17 protein-coding genes are annotated in these 15280 nt (G+C 64.1%); 3 read left to right on the plus strand and 14 right to left on the minus strand.

Features of this window, described 5'->3' with window-relative positions:
- Window positions 1-6: 6 nt before the first annotated feature.
- From QOL79_RS05725 to QOL79_RS05750, 6 genes are all read right to left on the minus strand, one after another.
- Window positions 7-330: a hypothetical protein gene (locus QOL79_RS05725; protein ID WP_058455377.1), complete on the minus strand. Its 324-nt coding sequence runs from the start codon at window positions 328-330 to the stop codon at window positions 7-9.
- Between the two features lie 29 nt (window positions 331-359).
- Window positions 360-629: a hypothetical protein gene (locus QOL79_RS05730; RefSeq protein ID WP_058455376.1), complete on the minus strand. Its 270-nt coding sequence runs from the start codon at window positions 627-629 to the stop codon at window positions 360-362.
- 159 nt (window positions 630-788) lie between these two features.
- The gene (sufB, locus tag QOL79_RS05735; RefSeq protein WP_283418935.1) at window positions 789-2276 is read right to left on the minus strand and encodes a Fe-S cluster assembly protein SufB; all 1488 of its coding nucleotides are present in this window, start codon (window positions 2274-2276) and stop codon (window positions 789-791) included.
- Window positions 2277-2280: 4 nt separating this feature from the next.
- Window positions 2281-2781, minus strand: coding sequence for an SUF system Fe-S cluster assembly regulator (locus tag QOL79_RS05740; RefSeq protein ID WP_283418936.1), 501 nt, complete (start codon window positions 2779-2781; stop codon window positions 2281-2283).
- A gap of 296 nt (window positions 2782-3077) precedes the next feature.
- A complete protein-coding gene (locus QOL79_RS05745; RefSeq protein WP_058455373.1) occupies window positions 3078-3965 on the minus strand; it encodes an AraC family transcriptional regulator in 888 nt (295 codons plus the stop codon).
- Window positions 3966-4056: 91 nt separating this feature from the next.
- Entirely contained in the window at window positions 4057-5841 is a 1785-nt protein-coding gene (locus tag QOL79_RS05750; protein ID WP_283418937.1) for a DUF885 domain-containing protein, read from the minus strand.
- A gap of 116 nt (window positions 5842-5957) precedes the next feature.
- Between QOL79_RS05750 and QOL79_RS05755 the strand changes: the two genes are divergently transcribed.
- The 3 genes from QOL79_RS05755 (at window position 5958) to QOL79_RS05765 (ending at window position 10776) form a co-directional block, all read left to right on the plus strand.
- Window positions 5958-7028, plus strand: a complete 1071-nt coding sequence (locus QOL79_RS05755) for a quinone-dependent dihydroorotate dehydrogenase (RefSeq protein ID WP_283418938.1) — start codon at window positions 5958-5960, stop codon at window positions 7026-7028.
- Window positions 7029-7200: 172 nt separating this feature from the next.
- On the plus strand, window positions 7201-8892 hold the full coding sequence (ggt, locus tag QOL79_RS05760; RefSeq protein WP_283418939.1) for a gamma-glutamyltransferase: 1692 nt from the start codon (window positions 7201-7203) through the stop codon (window positions 8890-8892).
- 54 nt (window positions 8893-8946) lie between these two features.
- Entirely contained in the window at window positions 8947-10776 is a 1830-nt protein-coding gene (locus QOL79_RS05765) for an AMP-dependent synthetase/ligase (protein ID WP_197410148.1), read from the plus strand.
- 82 nt (window positions 10777-10858) lie between these two features.
- On the opposite strand, the gene QOL79_RS05770 is transcribed toward QOL79_RS05765, so the two are convergent.
- The 8 genes from QOL79_RS05770 to QOL79_RS05805 all read right to left on the minus strand — a co-directional run bounded on the left by QOL79_RS05770 (window position 10859) and on the right by QOL79_RS05805 (window position 14950).
- A complete protein-coding gene (locus QOL79_RS05770) occupies window positions 10859-11299 on the minus strand; it encodes a hypothetical protein (RefSeq protein WP_058455369.1) in 441 nt (146 codons plus the stop codon).
- Window positions 11300-11366: 67 nt separating this feature from the next.
- Window positions 11367-12107 (minus strand): hydroxyacylglutathione hydrolase, encoded by a 741-nt coding sequence (gene gloB / locus QOL79_RS05775; RefSeq protein ID WP_283418940.1) that lies wholly within the window; start codon window positions 12105-12107, stop codon window positions 11367-11369.
- Between the two features lie 70 nt (window positions 12108-12177).
- On the minus strand, window positions 12178-12615 hold the full coding sequence (locus QOL79_RS05780) for a VOC family protein (RefSeq protein ID WP_204993754.1): 438 nt from the start codon (window positions 12613-12615) through the stop codon (window positions 12178-12180).
- A gap of 9 nt (window positions 12616-12624) precedes the next feature.
- On the minus strand, window positions 12625-13062 hold the full coding sequence (locus QOL79_RS05785) for an acyl-CoA thioesterase (protein ID WP_204993755.1): 438 nt from the start codon (window positions 13060-13062) through the stop codon (window positions 12625-12627).
- Between the two features lie 9 nt (window positions 13063-13071).
- A complete protein-coding gene (locus QOL79_RS05790; RefSeq protein ID WP_283418941.1) occupies window positions 13072-13836 on the minus strand; it encodes an alpha/beta fold hydrolase in 765 nt (254 codons plus the stop codon).
- Between the two features lie 64 nt (window positions 13837-13900).
- Window positions 13901-14155, minus strand: a complete 255-nt coding sequence (locus QOL79_RS05795) for a DUF6356 family protein (RefSeq protein ID WP_058455364.1) — start codon at window positions 14153-14155, stop codon at window positions 13901-13903.
- Between the two features lie 67 nt (window positions 14156-14222).
- On the minus strand, window positions 14223-14414 hold the full coding sequence (locus QOL79_RS05800; protein ID WP_204993757.1) for a helix-turn-helix transcriptional regulator: 192 nt from the start codon (window positions 14412-14414) through the stop codon (window positions 14223-14225).
- Window positions 14411-14950, minus strand: a complete 540-nt coding sequence (locus tag QOL79_RS05805) for a hypothetical protein (RefSeq protein ID WP_283418942.1) — start codon at window positions 14948-14950, stop codon at window positions 14411-14413. The genes QOL79_RS05800 and QOL79_RS05805 overlap by 4 nt, the downstream gene beginning before the upstream one ends.
- Window positions 14951-15280: the final 330 nt, after the last annotated feature.

Below are 15280 nucleotides of genomic sequence, written 5' to 3' on the forward strand. Positions count from 1 at the left end.
GTCCGTTCAATTTCCGCCGCGTTGCACGCGGTCGGTACGCATCTTCTGCAATAAGGTCATGAAGTTCGGCTTTGCCGCCGCGTCGAGCTGCGACTTCAGGCCACTGGCCTGCTCGACCGGATATTCCTTGTCGATCGCACTGAAGAGCTGGGTTTTCAGTTCCTTGCAGCCCTCCGTCGCGGCCGCAAAAATCGCATCGTCGGCTGCATCGGTCTTGGTCATGCGGACCGCGTAGGTCGTCATGCAGCGGTCGTTGGCTTGAGCCAGCATCATCGCACTGGCCTGCGCGGGCTGCGCATATGCCGCACCCGCAATCAACGTCGCGCTCAAAGAAAGGCTAGCGGCGAGCCCGGCGGCGCCTATTCGGCGGCGAAGATTTCCACCAGTTCGGAATTGCCAACCTCTTCCAGACTGATCACGCTGGTGTTCTGCAATTGCTGCAGGCGCCGGATCAGCAGGTTTATGGCATGGTGCGGAATGGTGATCACGTCGTCGCGATCTCCGCGCTCCGATGATCCCTTCTGCTGCCGGATGGCTACGCCCTGTTGCGTAGGATAGGCGGCGATCGCCTGGACCGGATGTACGACCAGATCGGCCTCTGCCCAGTTGAATTCCAAACCGCGTGCCATAGCGCTGCCTCCAGACCGAATCGGACCGAAGAAAATAATAGGACAGCGGCGCGTTTCGCCATGTCCCCGGATGCGGACTGGAGGAAATTATAGTTAACAAGCGCCCATCTTCGGCGTCGTGGTCGGACCAGGCGCGGAAGATTGTCTCAGTTTGGGGCATCATCCGACGCTTCCCTCGAGGCTGATGCCCAGCAGCTTTTGCGCCTCGACCGCGAATTCCATCGGCAATTGCTGCAGCACTTCCTTGGCGAAGCCGTTGACGATCAGCGCCACCGCTTCTTCCTGCCCCAGCCCGCGCTGCATTGCATAGAAAAGCTGGTCGTCGCTGATCTTGCTCGTCGTTGCTTCATGCTCGACGGTCGCGCTCGGGTTGCGGACTTCGATGTAGGGCACGGTATGCGCGCCGCAGGTGCTGCCCAAAAGCAGACTGTCGCATTGGGTGAAGTTGCGCACCCCCTCGGCATTTGGCGCCACCCGCACGATGCCGCGATAGGTGTTGTTCGACTTCCCCGCACTGATCCCCTTGCTGACGATGGTCGAGCGGGTGCGCTTGCCATTGTGGATCATCTTGGTGCCGGTATCGGCCTGCTGGTAATTGTTGGTGACTGCGACCGAATAGAATTCGCCGACGCTGTCGTCGCCGTTCAATACGCAGCTCGGGTATTTCCACGTGATCGCCGATCCGGTTTCGACCTGCGTCCACGACACCTTGCTGCGCTTGCCCTGACAGAGCGCGCGTTTGGTCACGAAATTATAGATGCCGCCCAGCCCCTCGGCGTTGCCGGGATACCAGTTCTGGACCGTGCTGTACTTGATTTCGGCATCGTCGAGCGCGACCAGTTCGACGACCGCGGCATGAAGCTGGTTCTCGTCGCGCATCGGCGCGGTGCAGCCTTCGAGATAGGAGACATAGGCGCCCTTGTCGGCGACGATCAGCGTCCGCTCGAATTGCCCCGTATTTTCGGCGTTGATACGGAAATAGGTCGAAAGCTCCATCGGGCAGCGCACGCCCTCGGGCACATAGACGAACGTCCCGTCCGAAAAGACCGCGCAGTTCAATGTCGCGAAATAATTGTCGTGCATCGGCACGACACGCCCGAGCCACTTCTTCACCAGTTCGGGATATTCGCGGATCGCTTCCGAAATCGACAGGAAGATCACGCCCGCGCGCTTCAATTCCTCGCGGAAGGTCGTCGCGACGCTGACGCTGTCGAACACCGCGTCGACCGCGACCTTGCGCGCACCCTCGACCCCCGCAAGCACCTTCTGCTCCTCGATCGGGATGCCGAGCTTCTTATACACCTCGAGGATCTCGGGATCGACCTCGTCGAGGCTCGAGAGCTTCGGTTTCGGCTTCGGCGCCGCGTAATAGTACGCGTCTTGGTAGTCGATCGGCGGCACGTTGAGCTTCGCCCAGTCGGGCGTCTCCATCGTCAGCCAGTGACGGAACGCCTTCAACCGCCAGTCGAGCATCCATTCGGGCTCGTTCTTCTTGGCGCTGATGAAACGAACCGTATCCTCGGTGAGCCCTTTGGGCGCAAAGTCGGTCTCGATGGCCGACGACCAGCCATGCTCGTAATCGGCGACTTTTGCGGCGGCGTCGTGCGCGGCCTGATCCTTCAGGGGGAGTTCGGTGTTCTCGGTCATATCTCTAACTCGTCGCCCCCGCGAAGGCGGGGGCCGTTGTCGTTTGTGCGCTGCATCCAGCAGCCGTGCCGGGAGGCACGTGACTCCCGGCACCCTTCGCGGGGGCGACGCTCAGGGACGCCAGGCTGATCTCTTGCAACGCCCCGCGTACCGCGCCGTTCACGACGCCCCAATGCGGCTGGACCTTGCAGCTCCCTTCGAGCGAGCAGTCGTGCCGACCCTCGGCGACGCAGGAGGTGAGGGCGATCGGTCCTTCGACCGCTTCGATGATGTCGGCGACGCTGATCGCCGCTGCGGGCCGCGCGAGCCGCACCCCGCCGCCGCTGCCGCGCGAGGCTACGAGCAGGCCGGCGCGCGCGAGCTGGCTCACCAGTTTCTGCGCCGTCGGGCCGGGAATGCCCGTCTGCTCGGCGAGCAGGCCGGCGTGAATTGCCACCGACCCGCATTGGCGTGCGGCGGCGCTCATCAGCACGACGGCATAATCGGCAAGGTTCGACAGGCGCACGTTTCTTCCCGCTGGAATTGCGAACGATTCTTAACTGGAGCAAATTACTCCACTTATATAGGCGAGCGGTTCGCGCGGCGCAAGAAAGGCTGGTTTGCGGGCCCCAAAGAAAAGAGGCACCCGCCCGGCCGAAGCCAAACGGGTGCCAAGATGAAGGTCTCGGTCCTCGTCAGAGGAAGAGCTCTTCTGGGTCGCAGGGACGGATTATGCCCCACGCATGATTCGCGATTGTACGAAAACGCCAAATCGGCATTCGGCGCTATTTTATTTCGTTTCGTCGCTTGGGGGCTTCGCGGTCAGGTATCCGAAACGAGCGGGCTGACCTTGCCAGCGAGCTGCTTGCGCCCTCGTGTCGTCGCCTCGGTATAGCGTGTCGGATTGGCGAGTTGGCCGGGCGTCGCGCCTGCGAAGCGCTTTATCTCGCGGATCAGGTGCGACTGGTCGTAAAAGGCGTCGCCAAGCTGCGCATCGTCGAGCGTCTGGCCACGCGCGAGCGCGGAGGCGGCGCGGACCGCGCGATATTTGCGGGCCAGCATCCGCGGCGAGAGGCCGTAATAATGTTTGGTCATCCGTTCGACCGATCGGATCGACATGCCCGTCGCCTCGACCAGTTTGGGTACCTGCGGGCTGGGCGATTCGGTCAGCCACTGGTCGACCGTGCGCGTGAACCAGGCGGGGGCGGGCTCGTTCTTCTTCAATATCTCGCGCGCAAGATTGTTTGCGATGACGAGCCGTTCGTCGTTGTTCGCGGCTCCCATCAGCGCGCCGACTGCGCCGTCGATCCAGTCGCCGAACAGATCGGCGGCATCCATCGCACGATCGGTCATCTTGTCGGCATGGTCGCCCATCAGTGTCGCCCAGCCGACGGGAAGCAGGCCGAAGCCATAGATGCGCAGCGGCCCGGTCCCGCGCGCGCGGACGCTCCCGCTTGTCGGGCCGACAATCGTTGCGCGCGCGGCGGGAAAGCAATGGCCGTCCGGAAAGACATATTCGCCCGCGGTGCTGCTCATGATGCGGAATTGCGGACGGTCGGCGCGCTCATATTCGTCGAACACCGGCATATCGATGCGCACGAAGTAAAAGCTGGAGACCATCTCCGCGAGATCGGGATCGGGCGGAAAATATTGGAGCTCGAACGGCGTTTCGCCGTCTGCGCCCGATGGCGTAGAAGTGATTTCCGACATGACGAGACCGACCCTGGGCAGCTTTATTGCCGCCTTTTTGGCGCGACTATAATTTTCTATTTGCCGCCAAGCGTCAACCCGCAATTGTCTGTTAACGTTCCTTCGTTTTCGCGATCCACGCATCGACGCGCCGCTCGAGGGTGTCGAGCGGAACCGGACCCGATTCGAGCACCACATCGTGAAAGGCGCGAAAGTCGAACTTTGAACCCAGCGCGGCTTGCGCGCGCGTCCGCAGTTCCATGATCTTGAGCTTGCCGATCAGATAGGCGGTCGCCTGTCCCGGATAGACGATATAGCGCTCGATCGCCTTCTCGATATCGCCCTGCGGGTTCGGCGTATTGTCCTTCAGATATTTGATCGCCTGTTCGCGGCTCCAGCGTTTGTCGTGGATGCCGGTGTCGACGACGAGGCGGCACGCCCGCCACAGTTCCATGCCGAGCCGCCCGAAATCGCTGTAGGGATCGGAATAGAAGCCCATGTCCTTCGCCAGCTCCTCCGAATAAAGGCCCCAACCTTCGGTATAGGCGGTAAAACCGCCGAAACGCCGGAAAGGCGGCAGGCCGGTCAATTCGGTCTGCACTGCGCGCTGCAGATGATGCCCCGGAACCCCCTCATGATAGGCGAGCGCCTCGAGCTCGGTCTTCGACATGTCCTTGAGATCGTAGAGATTTACATAATAGGTGCCGGGACGTGAGCCGTCGGGCGAGGGCGACTGGTAAAAGGCCTTGCCCGCCGATTTCTCGCGGAACGCCTCGACGGCTTTCACTTGCAGCGGTGCCTTGGGCAGCGTGTTGAAGAAGGCGGGAAGCCGAGCCTCCATCGCCTTCACCTTCGCCGCGACGTCGGCCAGATAGGCCTCTCGCGTCGTATAATAATATTGCGGGCTGGTGCGCAGATGCTCGAAAAATTGCGGCAGCGTCCCCTTGAAGCCGACCTTCTTCTTGATCGCTTCCATCTCGCCATGGATCCGCGCGACTTCGGCGAGGCCGAGGTCGTGGATCTGCGCCGCGGTCATGTCGGTCGTCGTGTAGTTCGCGAGCAGCGCTTCGTAATAGGCCTTGCCATCGGGCATCCGCCATACGCCGTCCTGCGTCGGCGCTACCGTCTGCTGACGCGTCATTTCGACTTTCAGCCGCGCGTAGGCGGGACCGGCGCTTTCGTTCCACGCCGCCTTTGCCGCAGCGATCAGCCGTGCCTTCTCGGCGGCGTCGATCTCGAGCTTGCCGACCTTGGCACCGATGTCCTCGATCACTGCATTGTCGGGCGTCAGCAGATTGTCGATGTCGGAGATGACATAGGCATAGACCCATTTGGGCGGCGCATAGCCCTTCGCGGCGCGCGCCGCCGACTGCGCCGAAAGCTCGTCGAGCAAAGGCCCGAGCCCGCGGATGCGCGACACATAGGCCTCGGCCTCCGAGACATTGGCGACGCGGTGGATGTTGATCAGGAAAGCGGGAAGCTGGCTTTGCGAGCCGTTCATCTGGTCGAAGATATAACCATGGTCGCGATAGGCGAACAGGCGGTCGGCGCGCTCGGCCTGCGCGTTGAACAGTTCGAAGGAGAGCGCGTCGTCGGGCGAGAGCGTCTTGGGATCGAAGCTGCCCCGCATCGCCGCCGCGCTCGCCTGTTGCAGCTTCTGGTTCGCCACCGCGGCCTCGTCGCTGACGTCGTTCCAGCGGCCATAGTCCTGGTCGCGAATGCCGCGATAGGCCTTGCCTTGCGGGCTCAGCGAGAGCTGCGCGGCGTCATATTTATCGAAGAATTGCGCAAGCGTCGCACCTGCGGGCGCCACCGGCGGGGCTTCGGTCGATGCCGTCGCGGGCGCCTCGCCGACCGCCGCCGGCGTACAGGCGGTCGCGGCGATCAGAATCAGCATGCCCGGTAATGCGGTGGACAGGCGGGCGGCTAGGCGGAACTGCGACACTTTGATCTCCCCGTTTTTTGAATGGGCTCGGGCTTGCCATAGCGCCCCGGCACGCGCAATGGCGGGCCATGTCGCTCTTTGCTTCCGCCGCCGATGCCGCCTATGCGCTCGTCCGTCCGCTCGTTCACGCGACCGACGGAGAAGCCGCGCATAATCTGACGCTGAACGCGCTCCAGCCGCTGCCGCGCGCGCGCCATGCGCTGACCAGCCCGGTGCTCGCGACCGAACTCGCGGGGCTGCATTTCCCGAACCCCGTCGGCCTCGCGCCGGGTTTCGACAAGGATGCGCGCGTCGCGCACGCGATGCCGCATTTCGGCTTCGGTTTCGTCGAGGTGGGGACGCTGACGCCGCTGCCTCAGGAGGGCAATCCGCGCCCGCGTCTGTTCCGGCTGGTCGAGGACAAGGCGGTGATCAACCGCATGGGCTTCAACAATGGCGGGCAGGAGAAGGCGGCCGAACGCATTGCCTGTCTGCGCCGTTACGGCCTGCCGGTACCGCTTGGGATCAATATCGGCGCGAACAAGGACAGCGCCGACCGCATCGCCGATTATGCGAAGGGCGCCGCGGGGATGGCGCCGCTCGCCGATTATCTGACGGTCAATATCTCCTCGCCGAACACGCCAGGGCTCCGCGCGCTGCAGGACAAGGGGGCGCTTGAGGCACTGCTCGACGGCGTCGCTGCCGCGCAACCCGTGGGCGCGGCCAAGCCGGTTTTCCTAAAGGTCGCGCCCGACCTCGAGTCTGCCGACATCGATGACATCGTCGCGGTTGCCCTCGAAAAGGGGCTCGCGGCGGTGGTCGTCTCGAACACCACGATCGCGCGACCACCGCTCGCCTCGCGCCACGCGGGGGAAGCGGGCGGCCTGTCGGGCGCCCCGCTTGCCGAACTCGCGCTCCAGCGTGTGAAGGATTTCCGCAGCGCGAGCGGCGGCAAGCTGCCGTTGGTCGCCGCCGGCGGCATTGCCTCGCCCGAACAGGCATGGGACCGCATCCGTGCCGGCGCCAGCCTGATCCAGATCTATTCGGCGATGGTTTATGAAGGGCCGGGGCTTGCGGCGCGCATCGCAAGAGGTCTTGAATGGCTTGCGGCGCGCGATGGCTTCGCGCGCGTTGCCGACGCAGTCGGGGCAGGGGAATAATCCTCCCTGTCGCGAAGCGATGGGGAGGGGGGCCGCGCGCGTAGCGCGCGGTGGAGGGGCAGCGTCAAAGCCCCTCCGTCAGCCCGTTGGGCTGCCACCTCCCCATGGCTTCGCCACAGGGAGGATCGTGTTAGGGTTGCGCTGAACTGAGCCGCGCGCCAATGTCGCGCGCATGATCAAACGACTCCTCGCTGCTGCCAGCTTTTTCCTCCTCGCCATCCCGTCGCTCGCCGCCGCACAAGGCGTCACTTCGTCTGCCGACCCCCGCGCGACCGAGGCGGGGCGCGAAATATTGCATCAGGGCGGTAGCGCCGCCGACGCGGCTGTGGCGATGGTCGCGGTGCTCACCCTTGTCGAGCCGCAGTCGAGCGGCATCGGCGGCGGGGGCTTCATGGTCTATCACAACGCGGGCGACGGCAGCATCTCGACGATCGACGGCCGCGAAACCGCGCCTGCGGCTGCGAAGCCCGACCGCTTTCTCGGCCCTGACGGCAAGCCGCGCGGCTATATGGACGTCATCCCCGGCGGCCTGTCGGTCGGCGTTCCCGGCAACGTCCGCCTGATGGAAATGGCGCACAAGAAATGGGGCAAGCTCGAGTGGAAGGCGCTTTTCCAGCCCGCGATCAAACTTGCCGAGGAAGGCTATCAGGTCACGCCCGCTCTCAACAGCTGGCTCGTGCAGTTCGAGCCGATGTGGAAGGAGTTCCCGGCCGCGCGCGCGATCTATTATGTCGACGGCAAGCCCGCGCCGGTCGGCACGACGATCAGAAACCCGGCCTATGCCGCGATCCTGCGCGACATCGCCGCGCGCGGGCCCGAGGCCTTTTACACGGGCGCCAATGCCAAGGCGATCAGCGATGCGGTCGCGAAGGCGCCGCGCAACCCCAGCCAACTCACGGCCAAGGATCTTGCCGCCTATAAGGCGAAGGAACGCCCTGCGGTTTGCACCACCTATCGCATCTACAAGGTTTGCGGCATGGGACCGCCCTCGTCGGGCGCAACGACGGTGTTCGGCATTCTCGGGATGCTCGAAGCCTATGACATGAAGGCGATGGGCAAGGACAATCCGATGAGCTGGCACCTGCTCGCCGAGGCGATGCAGCTCGCCTATGCCGACCGCGCCGCCTATCTCGGCGACAGCGATTTCGTCGATGTCCCGGTGAAGGGGCTGCTCGACAAGGCCTATCTTGCCGAGCGCCGCCAGCTCATTTCGCCTTTCGGCGCGGCCGGTCGCTACGAACCCGGCGCGCCGCCGGGCGCTAAACCGCGCGCCGAGGCACCGCCGGTCAAGGAGCAGGGAACGACGCATTTCGTGGCGGTCGACGCGGCAGGGAACGTCGTCTCGATGACCTCGACCGTCGAAAGCATTTTCGGCAGCCAGCTGATGGCGAACGGCTATTTCCTGAACAACGAACTCACCGACTTCGACCTCGCGCCTGTAAAAAACGGCATCGCGACACAGAACCGCGTCCAGGCGGGCAAGCGCCCCTTGTCCTCGATGTCGCCGACGATCGTTTACGGCCCCGACGGAAAGGTCGTACTTGCAGTCGGCTCGGCGGGGGGCAAGCGGATCATCATGCATGTCACCAAGACGCTGATCGGCGTGCTCGACTGGGGCCTCGACGCCAAGTCGGCGATGGAGCTGCCCAATCTCTATTTCGGCCAGCGCGGTGTCGTGATCGAAGATAATGCGGCGGGACAGGCGATTGCCGCGAAGATGAAACCCTTTGGCTACAGCTTCACCGCCACCGACCTCGGTTCGAAGCTCAACGCGGTCGAGCGCACCGACGCGGGTTGGCAGGGCGCGGCCGATCCGCGCGGACCCGGAACATCGGCAGTGGATGGCGCGCCGCCGCAGGGCTAAGACCCTGCCAACAACGACAAGAACACCAATGACACTCCCGGGAGAAACGAAGGCATGAAGCTCGTAAACCCTCATCTCGACCATTTCCCGAGTCTGGTCGCGATGTTCTTCGACCGTGCGGGGCGCGGCGGCGAAGATCCGTTTCTGTGGCGCAAGGCCGACCGGACGTGGCATCCGCTGAGCTGGCGGCAGGTCGCGAACCAGGTCTCGGCACTCGCGCACAACCTTCGCGAGCTGGGCCTGAAAGACGGCGACCGCGTCGTTCTGGTCAGCGAGAACCGGCCCGAATTCTGCATCGCCGACCTTGCGATCATGGCGGCGGGCTGCATCACGGTTCCCACCTACACCACGAATACCGAGCGCGATCACCAGCATATCCTCGACAACAGCGGCGCGAGTGCGGTTATCGTCTCGACCGCAAAACTCGCGCGCGTGCTGATGCCCGCGGTGCTGCGTTCGAACGTCAAGACCGTGATCACGATGGAGAACATGCGCGTCGGCCAGCAGGGCGATGTGCAGGTGCTCGATTGGGAGCCGCTTGTTGCGGGCGGCGAGGCGTATCGCGCCGACTTCGAGGCGCGTGGGCAGGCGATGACGCGCGACGATACCGCCTGCCTTATCTACACCAGTGGCACCGGTGGCGCGCCGCGTGGCGTGATGCAGCATCATGGCGCGATCCTCCACAATGCGGCGGGGGCCGCGGAAGTGCTCGTCAACGACTTCGGGATCGGCGACGAGGAGGTGTTCCTGTCCTTCCTGCCGCTCAGCCACGCCTATGAGCATTCGGGCGGACAGTTCCTGCCGATCATGGTCGGCGCGCAAATCTACTACAGCGAAGGACTGGAGAAGCTCGTCTCGAACATCGAAGAGACGAAGCCGACGATCATGGTCGTCGTGCCGCGCCTGTTCGAGGTGATCCGCGCGCGGATGATCAAGTCGGTCGAGAAGCAGGGCAAGCTCGCGAACTGGATGCTGGGGCAAGCGCTGCGCGTCGGCGAAAAGGATTATGAGCGCCGCATGGGGGTGTTCGACCGCCCGGTCGACATCCTGCTCAACAAGCTGTTCCGCCCGAAGATCCAGCAGCGCTTCGGCGGCCGGATGAAGGCGCTCGTCTCGGGCGGCGCGCCGCTAAACCCCGAGATCGGCGTCTTCTTCCATTCGATCGGGCTGACCTTGCTGCAAGGCTATGGCCAGACCGAGGCTGGGCCGGTGATCAGCTGTAACCGCCCGTCGGTGGGGCTCAAGATGGACACCGTCGGCCCGCCGCTGATGAACACCGAAGTGAAGATTGCCGACGACGGCGAAATCCTCGTGCGCGGCGAGCTGGTGATGAAGGGCTATTGGCGTAACAAGCCCGAGACCGAGCGCGTTTTGGTCCCCGATCCCGCCGAGCCCGACAAGGGGCCGTGGCTGCACACCGGCGACATCGGTCATATCGACGAAAAGGGCCGCATCGTCATCACCGACCGCAAGAAGGATCTGATCGTCAACGACAAGGGCGACAATGTATCGCCCCAGCGCGTCGAGGGAATGCTGACGCTCCAGCCCGAAATCCTGCAGGCGATGGTCTATGGCGACAAGCGTCCGCATCTGGTCGGTATCCTCGTGCCCGACCCCGAATGGGCGACCGAATGGGCCGAAGCGCAGGGCTTGCCGAAAGACCTCAAGCTGCTCCGCGAGCATGAGAAGTTCCGCGCCGCCGTTCGCGCCGCGGTCGACCGCGTCAACGAACAGCTGTCGGTGATCGAAAAGGTGCGCAAGTTCGACTTCGCCGACGAACCCTTCACGATCGAGAATGAACAGATGACGCCCTCGATGAAAATCCGCCGCCACATCCTGCGGCAGGTCTACGAGGACAAGATCGCCGCCCTGTACGGGGGGTGACCATCGATCAAGGTGCAGGCGGGGGTGCGACCCGAAGAGCTCGGCGCATACCGGCGCCCCGCCTGCGACCGAGCCTCGTGGCTCAGCCCCCGTCCCCCGCCGGTTTGCGATAGGGGACGAAATCACCGAACACGCACGTCGGACCGCGGATGCCGCTCGACCGGTCGACGAGGTGGAAAAAGTCGCCCGAGCAGGTCGACGATCCGAACTGCTCGACGACCATGATGTCGCTGTCGCGGGCAAGCCCCGGGCAGGCGCTTTTCAGATCGTTGCGATAGACCAGCTTGCCGCCGGAGCGATAGAGCAGGATCGAATCGGAGACGCGGATCGTTTCCGATGTACGATAATTCGGCAGGCATCGGACCGGTTCGCCGGGGGCCTTGCCCGCGAGTTGCCTGTCGAGCCGTTCGGCCTGCTTCGGCGTCAGCGCGGCCGCCCCGGGAGCGGCGGTTCCCGAGGGCGCACAGCTCGCGATCAACGGGCTGGCGAGCATGATCAGGGCTGCGGCGCCAATCGCCTTCATGATTCTGCTCCTTGCAGCATTAGCGATGCTGACATGTTGGAAATGAACGGAGACTTAAGCCGTGGCGTCACGCCGCATCCTTCAGTGCGCGGATGCGCCCCAGCTCGGCCGCCGTGGGTGCGCGCAGGAAGGGGTTCGTTGCGCGCTCGGCGCCGATGGTCGTCGGGACCGTGGGCTCGCCCGCCGCGCGCGCGGCTTCAACCGCCGCCAGCCGGTCGACGAGCGCGCCGTTGTCCGGGTCGACGGTCACCGCGAAACGCGCGTTCGACAGCGTATATTCGTGGGCGCAATAGACGCGCGTCGCATCGTCGAGCGCAGCGAATTGCTGCATGTTCGCGAACATCTGCTCGGCGGTGCCCTCGAACAGGCGGCCACATCCCATCGCGAACATCGTGTCGCCGACGAAGATCGCCTCGTCCTGCGCGAAATGATAGGCGATGTGCCCGGCGGTATGCGCCGGAACGTCCCACACTTCGGCAAGGTGCCCGCCCAGCATCACGCGGTCGCCGCCCTTGACCTGCACGTCGAGTGTCGGGATGCGCGCAAATTCCGCCGCAGGCCCGGTAATCGTACAGCCGCCCCATGCCTTGGCTGCTTCCTTGATCGCCGCGTTGCCGCCGGTGTGGTCGGGGTGCCAGTGGGTGTTCCAGATGTCGGTGATCGTCCAGCCGCGCGCGCTCGCCGCTTCCAGCACCGGATCGGCGACCGCCGGATCGACGACCATCGTCGCTTTGCTGTCGCGGTCGTGGACCAGCCAGACATAATTGTCGCTGAGGACCGGGATGCGGACGATTTCCAGCGCGCTCACGCGTCTCTCCTCTGTTTCGGCGGCCTCATGCTTCCAAGACGGAGCAGACCATGCCCCGCCTTGGCCACGCTTACCAGCTTCCCGTATTCGGCATCGACGCCCAGGGTTCCTGCGGCGGCAGATGGCCATCCTGCAGCAGCTCGATCGAAATGCCGTCGGGCGAGCGCACGAATGCCATATGCCCATCGCGCGGCGGACGGTTGATCGTCACGCCCGCGTCCATCAGCCGCTGGCAGGTGTCGTAGATATTCTCGACGCGGTACGCGAGATGCCCGAAATTGCGCCCGCCGCCATAGGCTTCGGGCGCGCTGCCGTCTTCGGGCGGCCAATTATAGGTAAGCTCGACCTCGGCGACCCCCGCCTGGCCGGGCGGCGCCAGAAAAATCAGGGTGAAGCGCCCGGCTTCATTGTCGAAGCGGCGCACTTCCTCGAGCCCGATCAGTTTGAAGAAATCGACGGTGGCGTCTGGATCCGTCACGCGGATCATCGTGTGAAGATATTTGGTCATGCGCCTATATTAGGCACGAAGCGGCCGACCTTCAAACGCTTCGAACAAGTTTACGAATTCATCGGGCACCGGCGCGGTCGCCCCCTGCGCTTCCTCGACATGGACGCTGACCTCCAGCCCCGTCGCACGCAGGTCGTCCTTGCCCGCACCGTGCAGTTCGAACAGGAAGGTCACCGAGCTTCGCCCGACGCGCGAGCAGCGCACGCAGATGTCGATTTCCTCGTCGAGCAGGATCGGTACCTTGTAATCGACCTCGGCGCGCGCGACGTGAAATTCGGGGCTGTCGTTCGCGGGCCAACGGTCATACACCCCCGCCGCGCGCCAATATTCGGTGATCCCGATATCGAAATATTCGAGGTAACGGCTGTTGAACACCACCGCCTGCGCGTCGATCTCGGCATAGCGGACACGCTTCCTGACGCTGAATTTGAAATCGCTGCGGGCCATATCTGTCCTCTAGTTCGGGGTCGCCAGACGTTCGACGGTGTCGATCAGAAGTGCGATGTCGGTATCGCGCGATAGCCGGTGGTCGCCGCCCTTGACGAGCGTCACCTGCACATCCTCGCTCGCCAGCGCGGCCGACAGGCGCAAGCTGATGTCAGGCGGCACGTCGCCATCCTCCTGCCCGTGGAGCAATCGCACCGGGCAGGTGAGGGGGATTTCGGCGCCGAGCAGCCGGTTCGCCTCGCCCGACTGCAAAAAGCCGCGCGTCGTCACATAGGGCTGGTCGCTGTAAGGCGTTTCCTCGACCAGCGCCCCCTCGGCGAGGATGATGGCCTTTTCGGCGTCGCTGAATCCCCAGTCGGTGAAATCGGGCGCCGCCGCGATCCCGACGAGCCCCGCGACGCGCGCAGGCCCGTCGCGCTGCACGAGCGCGAGCGCGGTCAGCAGCATCAGCCAGCCGCCCATCGACGATCCGACGATCAGCACGGGCCCTTCGGTCTTCGCGTCGATCAGGTCGAGCACATCGCCGCGCCAGTCGAGCAGGGTCTGCTCGGCAAACTGCCCGTCCGACTGCCCGCATCCGGCATAGTCGAGCAACAGGCATGCCTGACCCTCGGTCGCCGCCCAGTCGAACAGCGCGGTCGCCTTGCCGCCCGCCATGTCGGACATATAGCCCGGCAGGAAGACGATCGTCGGTCCGCGGCTTGCGACATGGCGATAGGCGAGCCGCGGGCGGCCCGAACGGTCGAGATAATCGGGGGCGGTAGGGTCAGTCATTGTCTAATCCCGCTCGATGCGAACAGAGATTCAGCTGAGGCATAAGGGAGCGGGAGCAACCGGATCAGATGACCCAGTCGATCGTGCTCATCTGCATCACGGCCTGCCCCTTGGCGCGCCGCTGTTCGACCATGATCTTGTTGAGCCGCTGGATCGTGTCGCTGCCGGTGGTGATGCACCAGCCGGGCACCACCGCGTGGACCAGCGCGCAAAGGCCGCCATAGATCATCGTCACCCCGAATTTCGACGCGACGCCGAAATGCTCGAGATAATTCTCGTCGACGCTCTTCGGGTGATCGACGAACAGGCGCTTGAACATGGCGGGACGGCTCCTTTCCGGCTGCCGCCGCCCTAGCGGGGCGGCGGCGGGGGAGCAAGGTTGCCGTTCAGTCGCGCTGGAAAATCTCCTCGATCCGCATGCTGAACAGGTCGGCGATGCGAAAGGCGAGGGGGAGCGAGGGATCGTATTTGCCGGTCTCGATCGCGTTGACCGACTGGCGCGACACCTCCAGCCGCTCGGCGAGATCCTGCTGGCTCCAGTCGCGCTCGGCGCGCAGCACCTTCAGGCGGTTCTTCATGTGCGGTCCGCGCGCCGGTCGGCCGATGTCATGATCATCTGGCCCAGCCCCAGACCGATCGCCCAGACCGGCACCACCCACCAGGCGGGCACATGCGGGGCAATGCCGAATGTTTCCAGAAAGCCCCACAGCGTACCGGCCAGAAGGACGAGTGCAAGGCCGATCAGCGCGGCGCTGGTCTGGCGATAGCGCAGATATTCATCCTCTTCCTCGACCACATAGCGCGCCAACGTCCACACGAAGAAGATCATCGGCACCGAAGGCAGGACGGCGATCCCCCACAGCAGGGCGCCTTGCGGATGGAGATAGTTGCGAACGGTCATAGCTATGCCCAGACACAGGGCATAGCCGAGGGACCAGATCAACATGCGTCGATTATATCGCCGTGTCGCCGGCGACAACGCGCCTGCTGCGGCTTGCCGATTGTTCGCCGCCTTCGTCAGTGGAATGAGAAACAGCGTCGCCGCTGCAACAAAAGGCAGCGAACGCCAACCGCCCAGAAAACCGCGATGCTCGCAATAGGCGATGGCGGCCATCGCCGCCGCGAAGGCGAACGCCCACAAGGCGGGGTGGCGCCCCGCAAGGCCGGTTTCGATTTTCGCAGCCTTCTGGGGCATGTCAAACTTCCTTATCTGATAGACAAGTCAGCTTTACATTACTGCGCCTACAAAGTCAAGTGACGTTGACATAATGACAAGGATGCTCCGTCCACTTGCCTTTGCGTCTCGATCGGCGGCACGCCATCGGGTCGGGGCGCGCGCCTGTTGCCGCCCTTAGAGCGCCCGGCGACCGTTGCGAACAGCGCCCTTGCCGCCCATATCGCATGCTGGCAAAGGGGCGCTCTTTACCCCGCCAGAAAGGCCGAT

Source organism: Sphingopyxis sp. Geo48 (assembly GCF_949769155.1).
GTDB lineage: Bacteria > Pseudomonadota > Alphaproteobacteria > Sphingomonadales > Sphingomonadaceae > Sphingopyxis.

Excerpts from the sequence above, each read along its gene's own strand:
- QOL79_RS05730 (WP_058455376.1), bottom strand. The coding sequence starts at position 629 with ATGGCACGCGGTTTGGAATTCAACTGGGCAGAGGCCGATCTGGTCGTA.
- sufB (WP_283418935.1), bottom strand. The coding sequence starts at position 2,276 with ATGACCGAGAACACCGAACTCCCCCTGAAGGATCAGGCCGCGCACGAC.
- QOL79_RS05745 (WP_058455373.1), bottom strand. The coding sequence starts at position 3,965 with ATGTCGGAAATCACTTCTACGCCATCGGGCGCAGACGGCGAAACGCCG.
- QOL79_RS05750 (WP_283418937.1), bottom strand. The coding sequence starts at position 5,841 with ATGCTGATTCTGATCGCCGCGACCGCCTGTACGCCGGCGGCGGTCGGC.
- QOL79_RS05755 (WP_283418938.1), top strand. The coding sequence starts at position 5,958 with ATGTCGCTCTTTGCTTCCGCCGCCGATGCCGCCTATGCGCTCGTCCGT.
- ggt (WP_283418939.1), top strand. The coding sequence starts at position 7,201 with ATGATCAAACGACTCCTCGCTGCTGCCAGCTTTTTCCTCCTCGCCATC.
- QOL79_RS05765 (WP_197410148.1), top strand. The coding sequence starts at position 8,947 with ATGAAGCTCGTAAACCCTCATCTCGACCATTTCCCGAGTCTGGTCGCG.
- QOL79_RS05770 (WP_058455369.1), bottom strand. The coding sequence starts at position 11,299 with ATGAAGGCGATTGGCGCCGCAGCCCTGATCATGCTCGCCAGCCCGTTG.
- QOL79_RS05780 (WP_204993754.1), bottom strand. The coding sequence starts at position 12,615 with ATGACCAAATATCTTCACACGATGATCCGCGTGACGGATCCAGACGCC.
- QOL79_RS05785 (WP_204993755.1), bottom strand. The coding sequence starts at position 13,062 with ATGGCCCGCAGCGATTTCAAATTCAGCGTCAGGAAGCGTGTCCGCTAT.
- QOL79_RS05790 (WP_283418941.1), bottom strand. The coding sequence starts at position 13,836 with ATGACTGACCCTACCGCCCCCGATTATCTCGACCGTTCGGGCCGCCCG.
- QOL79_RS05795 (WP_058455364.1), bottom strand. The coding sequence starts at position 14,155 with ATGTTCAAGCGCCTGTTCGTCGATCACCCGAAGAGCGTCGACGAGAAT.
- QOL79_RS05800 (WP_204993757.1), bottom strand. The coding sequence starts at position 14,414 with ATGAAGAACCGCCTGAAGGTGCTGCGCGCCGAGCGCGACTGGAGCCAG.
- QOL79_RS05805 (WP_283418942.1), bottom strand. The coding sequence starts at position 14,950 with ATGGCCGCCATCGCCTATTGCGAGCATCGCGGTTTTCTGGGCGGTTGG.